5 protein-coding genes are annotated in these 7,400 nt (G+C 59.4%); all 5 read right to left on the bottom strand.

Annotated features, from left to right (window positions below; all coding sequences use genetic code 11):
- Positions 1–125: 125 nt before the first annotated feature.
- On the bottom strand, positions 126–458 hold the full coding sequence (gene nirD / locus ACR0J7_RS19480; protein WP_480900859.1) for a nitrite reductase small subunit NirD: 333 nt from the start codon (positions 456–458) through the stop codon (positions 126–128).
- Positions 455–2,887 carry a nitrite reductase large subunit NirB gene (gene nirB / locus ACR0J7_RS19475; RefSeq protein WP_480900861.1) on the bottom strand — a complete coding sequence of 811 codons (2,433 nt, stop codon included), beginning with the start codon at positions 2,885–2,887 and terminating at the stop codon, positions 455–457. Before nirB ends, nirD begins: the two co-directional genes overlap by 4 nt.
- Positions 2,888–2,892: 5 nt before the next feature.
- A complete protein-coding gene (locus ACR0J7_RS19470; RefSeq protein ID WP_480900863.1) occupies positions 2,893–4,593 on the bottom strand; it encodes an ABC transporter ATP-binding protein in 1,701 nt (566 codons plus the stop codon).
- A 5-nt stretch (positions 4,594–4,598) separates the two neighbouring features.
- Positions 4,599–5,684 (bottom strand): ABC transporter permease, encoded by a 1,086-nt coding sequence (locus ACR0J7_RS19465; RefSeq protein WP_480915345.1) that lies wholly within the window; start codon positions 5,682–5,684, stop codon positions 4,599–4,601.
- Between the two features lie 90 nt (positions 5,685–5,774).
- Entirely contained in the window at positions 5,775–7,142 is a 1,368-nt protein-coding gene (locus tag ACR0J7_RS19460) for a CmpA/NrtA family ABC transporter substrate-binding protein (RefSeq protein WP_480915343.1), read from the bottom strand.
- Between the last annotated feature and the right edge of the window lie 258 nt (positions 7,143–7,400).

Below are 7,400 nucleotides of genomic sequence, written 5' to 3'. Positions count from 1 at the left end.
CTCAGCATTGGGCTGGAAAAGCCCTGTCGCATTCGAAAGGAAAGTGGCTTAAACGAGCACTTGGGGCGGCACAAAAACGGGACAGGTCCAGGTCGAGCGGATCTCGGGAAGCGCACTTCCGTCCATCAGGCGGCACTCCTTTTTCCGAAGAGCGTACCGTCCAGTAGCACTCGGCCAGCCTCTATCTGCACCGGATAGGTCTCGATCCGGCCTTCATCAGCCCCCTGCGCCTCGCCTGTGTTCAGATCGAACACCCAGTTGTGCAGCGGGCAAGTCACACTCTGGCCGTGGATAATGCCTTCGCTCAGCGGCCCGCTCTTGTGGGGGCAGCTGTCCGACGCGGCATAGATCTCTGCCACGTCTGTGCGGAAAAGCGCGATGCAGCCAACCGGGGTCTTGACGACGCGGGCGCCCCGCAGGGGGATGTCGTCGATTGACGCGATGTCGATCCAGTTCATTCTGCTGCCTCCAAGGTAAGATCGGCAAGGGGCGCATAGGTTTGCGCCTTTTCGGCTTCTTCGGCCCAGGGGTCCTTGCGATAAATGGATTGCGACAGTTCGAAACGCTCGACCAACGCCTTGCGTTCTTCGGGGTTGTCGACGACGCGTTCGCGCACCCAGTCGAGCCCCACCTTGGCGACCCACTTATACGCGCGATCGAGGTACTTCGCGTTTTCGCGATAAAGTTGGACGAAGGCGATAGTCATCTCGATCGCTTCCTCCTCAGTCGCGACATCGGCCAGACGTTCGGTCTCTTTCACATCCATGCCGGCCGCGCCCGCGACACCCACCTGATAGCCGCTGTCGACGCAGATCACGCCCACATCCTTGCAGGTCGCCTCGGCGCAGTTGCGCGGGCAGCCCGAGACTGCGAGCTTGACCTTGTGCGGCGTCCAGCTACCCCAGAGTGCGCGTTCCAGCTTGATCCCCAGGCCGGTCGAATCCTGGGTTCCGAACCGGCAATGATCCGTACCGACGCAGGTCTTTACCGTTCTCAATCCCTTGGAATATGCATGGCCCGACACCAACCCGGCACGGTTCAGATCGGCCCAGATATGGGGCAGATCTTCCCCCCGAACACCCAGCAGATCGATCCGCTGACCACCGGTGACCTTGACCGTAGGCACAGCGTATTTGTCAGCAGCATCGGCGATGGCGCGCAGCTCGGTCGCGTTGGTAATCCCGCCCCACATCCGTGGCACGACACTGAATGTGCCGTCCTTCTGGATATTGGCGTGCTTACGTTCGTTGACGAAGCGGCTTTGCGGGTCGTCCTGATATTCGAGCGGCCAGTCGGCCAACAGATAGAAATTGACCGCCGGGCGGCAGACATGACAGCCATTGGGCGTGGTCCAGCCCAGTTCCTGCCACACAGAAGGCTGCGATTTCAGCTCCTTCGACTTGATCAAGCGGCGCACGTCCTCGTGGCTGAGATCAGTGCATCCGCAGATCGGCTGCGCGGCGGGCATCTGGAATTCGTCGCCCAGCGTGACCTGAAGCAACTGTTCCACCAGCCCTGTGCACGTCCCGCAGGAGGCGCTGGCCTTGGTTTCGGCACGGATTGCCGCCAGATCGGTCGCGCCACCGCTGATCGCCTCGACAATGGTTCCTTTGCAAACGCCGTTGCAGCCACAAATCTCCGCTTCAGGCGGCAAGGCTGCAACGGCTGAGAGAGGGTCCGCAGAAGCGCCTCCCTGGTAAGCGGGGCCGAAGATCAGCGTGTCGCGCATCTCTTCGACATCGGTGCCGTCCTTGATCAGCCCGAAGAACCAATTGCCGTCGGTCGTGTCGCCATACATCACTGCACCAATCAGCCTGTCGTCTTCCAGCACCAGTCGCTTGTAGACCCCGCGCGCCGGGTCGCGGAACACGATGTCTTCGCGCCCTTCGCCCTCGGCAAAATCCCCCGCCGAGAACAGATCACAGCCTGTTACCTTCAGCTTGGTCGCCAACTCCTTGACCACAAAGACCTCCGGCTCCTCCAGCAGGGTCTGCGCGACCACCTTTGCCTGATCATAGAGCGGCGCGACCAGCCCGAAGAGATGGCCGTCGAATTCCACGCATTCGCCAACCGCCAGGATATCCGGGTCGCTGGTCTGCATTTGTGCGTTCACTTCGATACCGCGGGCAACGTCCAGTCCCGCATCGGTGGCAAGCCGTGTCTCGGGCCGGATGCCAACGGCCATGACCACCAGTTCGGCGTCCAGAACCTCTCCGCTTTCAAGCAGCACTGCTTCGGCCCGTTCCTCGCCAAGGATCGCCTTGGTCGAGGCTTGGGTCATCACCGTGATACCGCGCGCTTCGAGATCCTTGCGTAATAGGAACCCAGCGGATTCGTCGAGTTGCCGTTCCATCAGGTGGCCCATCAGATGCAGCACCGTCACATCCATGCCGCGTTCCGTCAGGCCAGCCGCCGCCTCCAGCCCCAGAAGCCCACCGCCAATGACCACCGCTTTGCCGCCCTTGGCAGAGGCGTCGATCATCGCGTTGGTGTCATCGAGATCGCGATAGCTGATAACATTGGGCATATCATGCCCCGGCACCGGAATGATAAACGGCGCGGAGCCGGTGGCGATAACCAGCTTGTCATAGGGTACATGGCCGTTCTGCCCCTCGACCACCTTCATCTCGGGATCGATACCTACCACGTGCTCACCGAAACGGCAGTTTATGCTGCGATCCGCATACCAATTGTCATCATGGGTGACGATCTCTTCATATAACTTTTCCCCCGACAGCACCGGCGACAGCATGATGCGGTTGTAATTGCCGCGCGGCTCAGCGTTGAAAAGGGTGATGTCATAGGCATCGGGGGCGGCGTCGGTCAGGTGCTCCAGCACCCGGCCCGAGGCCATACCGGCACCGATGACCACAAGTTTCTGTTTCATTGTCATTACTCCGCAGCAATGGCCTTGGCGGCCTTTTGGGTCGACTGTTCGGCCTGGGGCTTGGGTTTTGCCCCGTGTTCGTATTCCTCGAGGAAATCGAGCACTTCCTGCCGGTAAGCGTAATAATCGGGGTGTTCCAGCAACGCCTTGCGGGTACGCGGGCGCGGCAGATCGACATTGGTGATCTTTCCGATGGTGGCTCGTGGACCGTTGGTCATCATCACCACGCGGTCGGCCAGAAGGATCGCCTCGTCCACATCGTGGGTTACACAAATTGCGGTCACCTTGGTGCGCGACCAAACCTCCATCAGTACCTCCTGCAGCTCCCAGCGGGTCAGGCTGTCGAGCATGCCGAAGGGTTCATCGAGAAGCAGGAGCTTTGGTGACAATGCAAAGGCGCGGGCGATGCCTACACGCTGGCGCATCCCGTTAGACATGGCATGGGCGGGCCGGTCCATCGCTTCTGCTAAACCAACACGTTCGAGGTAGTATTCCACAACATTCTGACGCTCCGCGACCGAAGCGCGCGGATAGACCTTGTCGACCCCGATTGCCACATTTTCCTTGGCGGTGAGCCAGGGGAACAGGTTGGGCGACTGGAACACAACAGCGCGCTCGGGATCGGCGCCTTCGACATGTCGACCGTCAAGCTTGATCGCGCCCTTGGAGATCGGGTTCAGGCCGGCGGCCATGGTCAGCACCGTGGACTTGCCGCAGCCCGAATGGCCGATCAGTGAAATGAATTCACCGCGATTGATCTTGAGGTTGAAATCCTCGACCACGGTCAGCGGACCCTCGGGGGTTGGATAGATCTTGTGTAGTTGCGAGAAATCGAGAAACCGCTCGTCGATCAGACCTTCCTGAGCCTTCTGCACTGCCTTCGGCACACCGTGGATAGGGGTTACGTCCGGCAGGATGCGCGAGCCTTCGACTTTGCCCTTGATCCCGACGTCCATCAGGTAAGACGTGACTTCGGCCCGCAACGCCTTGAAGGTTGCATCGTGATTCATCGCCGACCGGTCGCGCGGGCGGGGAATGGCGACGGTGACTGGTGTGCCCAAGGTGCCGTCGGGATTCAGCGGCACGATCCGGTCGGCCAGAAGGATCGCCTCGTCCACATCATTGGTGATCAGGATGCAGGTTTTCTTGTCCTTCTCCCAGATATCCAGGATTTCATCCGCGAGGTTTGCCCGGGTCAGCGCGTCAAGCGCCGAAAGCGGCTCGTCCAGCAGCAACATTTCGGGATCCATCGCCAGAGCGCGCGCCACCGACACCCGTTGTCGCATCCCACCCGACAGTTCCGCCGGGCGGCGTGAAGTGGCGTGGCCAAGTCCGACCATATTGATGTAGTGAGCGGCCTTGTTTTCCTTTTCTGCCTTGGAAAGCTTGGGGGAAACCGAGTCGATGGCCAGCATCACGTTGCCCAACACCTTCAGCCAGGGCATCAGCGAATAGGATTGGAATACCAGCCCCCTCTCGGGCCCCGGACCGGTGATTGGCATTTCCTTAAAACTGACAGACCCGCTGTCAGGCATCTCCAGCCCCGCAATCAGGTTCATCAGCGTTGACTTCCCGGTTCCGGAAAATCCGAGGATTGCCAGGAACTCTCCATCGGCGACATCGAGCGAGATGTTTTGCAGCACCTCGGTGCGGGCCGTGCCCTCGCCGAAGCCTTTGCTGACATTATCGAACGTTAAAATGCTCATGGCGCTCACCGATTGTTCGAGAATGTAAAGAGCAACTGCAGTGCGTACATCACGCGATCGAGCAGGAAGCCGATCAGCCCGATAGTCAGTACCGCGACAATGATCTTGGCCAGAGATTGCGAGGAGCCGTTCTGAAACTCATCCCAGACGAATTTGCCCAAACCCGGGTTCTGTGCCAGCATCTCGGCAGCGATCAGCACCATCCAACCGACACCCAGGCTGAGGCGCAGGCCGGTGAAGATCAGCGGCAGCGCCGACGGCAGCACCAGCTTGGTTATCTTGTTGTAGGTGGACATTTTCAGAACCCTGGAGACGCTCACGAGATCCTTGTCGATCGAGGCCACTCCCAAAGAGGTGTTGATCAGCGTCGGCCAGAGCGAGCAGAGCGTCACTGTGATTGCCGATACCAGGAAGGATTTCGCGAACAAACCGTCACTTGTGGTGTAGATCGCCGAAACGACCATGGTCACTATAGGCAACCAGGCCAGAGGCGACACTGGCTTGAAGATCTGTACCAGTGGATTGATCGCGGCATTGGCGACTGGTGACAGGCCCGCCATGATCCCCAGCGGGATCGCCACAAGCGAGGCCAGAAGAAAGCCAAAAAAGACTGTTTTGATCGAGGTCCAGATCTGGTCGTAGTAGGCCGGGGCACCGGTAAAGGGGATGTCCTTGACCTTGTCGGACTTACCCTGCGCAATCAGTCGTTCGTTGCGCTCTTCGACCCGCTCGTAATGTGCAGCTTCCTTGGCAACCTTGGCGCGGGCGTCCTTATGCAGGTTGACCGCTTCCTGCCAGACCTGCACCGGGCCGGGGATGGCGCCAAGTGAGGTTTGCACCTTGGGCGCCAAGGTTCCCCACAAAACCAGGAACACGGTGATCGCCAGCAGCGGCACCACCAGTAGGCGCCAGATTTCCCCGACTTGCGCTCTTGGGTTGTCGCCGGTGGCGGCCCGGAGTATCGGGGTGATCCAGGCCAGGCCCAGAACCTGGAACCAGGAATCGGCCTTGTTGATCCGGGTGAAAAGCCGGGCGCGGCGCGCTTCACGATCGGCTTCCGGACTCAGGCTGCTTGGGTCGATGGCAGTCATGATCATTTTCCTTGGCGGTTGAAACGAAGGCGGCAAATGCTGCTCGGAGGATTTGTACCGCCCGCTGTCGTGTCTTTGGGTTGGGAAGGGTCAGCCTTGCACACCGTTTCCGGTGACAGTCTGCGTGCCCTTTAGGCCAATTGGCAGGCTCTCGAGATATGCGTTAGGCGCCTTGCCGTCATAGGTGATGCCGTCGATGACATCCTCGGCCGGAGTCGGTGCCTTGTAACCGTCGCTGTCCCAAGGGAAATCGGCATCGCTCACAAGGCCCTCTTCGACCAGTAGCCTGGCGGCTTCCAGATAGATCTCTGGTTTGTAGACCGACTTGGCGACCTCGTCATACCAGCTGTCCGGCTTGGCCTCGGCGATCTGCCCCCAGCGGCGCATCTGAGTCAGATACCAGACGGCGTCCGAATAGTAAGGATAGGTCGCGTTGTAGCGGAAGAAGACGTTGAAATCGGGTACGTCGCGCTTGTCGCCCTTTTCGTATTCGAAAGTGCCGGTCATCGAATTGGCGATTACCTCGTAATCGGCACCGACATAGTCGGGGCGACTGAGGATTTCGACCGCCTCAGGACGGTTGGCGTTTTCGTTTTCATCCAGCCACTGCGCGGCACGGATCAGCGCCTTGGTCACGGCCAGTGTAGTGTTGGGATACTGCTCGGCGAATTCGGCTGTGATGCCGAAAACCTTCTCGGGGTTGTTCTTCCAAAGCTCGTAATCGGTGATCACCGGCACGCCAATGCCCTTGAACACTGCCTGCTGGTTCCACGGCTCGCCCACGCAATAGCCCGAGATTGTGCCAGCTTCGAGCGTGGCGGGCATCTGTGGCGGTGGGGTCACCGACAACAGCGCCTCGGCCCCGATCTGACCGGTCACATTGTCTGGGCTGTAATATCCGGGGTTGATTCCACCGGCAGAAAGCCAGTAGCGAAGCTCGTAATTGTGGGTCGAAACCGGAAATACCATACCCATGTTGAAGGGTTTGCCATTGGCGTTGAAATCCTCGATTACGGGCTTGAGATATTCCGCGGAAATCGGGTGTAAGATCTTACCTTCCGCATCGACGGGCAGGTTAGGCTTCATCATCTCCCAAACTTCGTTCGAAACGGTAATGCCGTTGCCGTTCAAGTCCATAGAGAAAGGCGTGACGATATGCGCTTCGGTGCCGTAACCGATGGTCGCGGCCAACGGCTGCCCGGCCAGCATATGCGCCCCATCCAGCGTGCCGTCGATCACGCCATCCAGCAGCACTTTCCAGTTGGCCTGGGCTTCAAGCGTGACGAACAGGCCCTCGTCATCGAAAAACCCCTTTTCATAGGCAATTGCCAGCGGCGCCATGTCGGTCAGTTTGATGAACCCGAAGGTCAGTTCATCCTTTTCCAGATCCAGCATTTCGGCGAAGGTCGGGGCGGTCAACGCCGTCGAAGCCACGAGGCTGAGGAGGAGTGTTTTCATGGTCTTTCCCTTTCGATCCGGAGCCCTCAGGGGCGCGGAAAACAACAAAAGCCGCTGACGCACCTCGCCGGTAAAAACGGCGAAGAGGTCGAGCGGCTTTGCTCAGAAAATCCCTGTCTTAGGGAGTGTCTCGGGGGCAGGCTCCGTTGCCTGCCAGTAGTTGAAACCTACAGATCAGTTTGGCCCGCCGCCACTTTATTTGCGGGCGCAGCATTATCATTGCCGCATTGCAGCGAGCTATTGGACGTGTTCGCACAA

This window comes from Ruegeria sp. O4, from assembly GCF_056535125.1.
Note: the sequence above shows the minus strand (reverse complement) of the source record. Positions and strands in the feature narration are given on the sequence as shown.

Excerpts from the sequence above, each read along its gene's own strand:
- ACR0J7_RS19465 (WP_480915345.1), bottom strand. The coding sequence starts at position 5,684 with ATGACTGCCATCGACCCAAGCAGCCTGAGTCCGGAAGCCGATCGTGAA.
- nirD (WP_480900859.1), bottom strand. The coding sequence starts at position 458 with ATGAACTGGATCGACATCGCGTCAATCGACGACATCCCCCTGCGGGGC.
- ACR0J7_RS19460 (WP_480915343.1), bottom strand. The coding sequence starts at position 7,142 with ATGAAAACACTCCTCCTCAGCCTCGTGGCTTCGACGGCGTTGACCGCC.
- nirB (WP_480900861.1), bottom strand. The coding sequence starts at position 2,887 with ATGAAACAGAAACTTGTGGTCATCGGTGCCGGTATGGCCTCGGGCCGG.
- ACR0J7_RS19470 (WP_480900863.1), bottom strand. The coding sequence starts at position 4,593 with ATGAGCATTTTAACGTTCGATAATGTCAGCAAAGGCTTCGGCGAGGGC.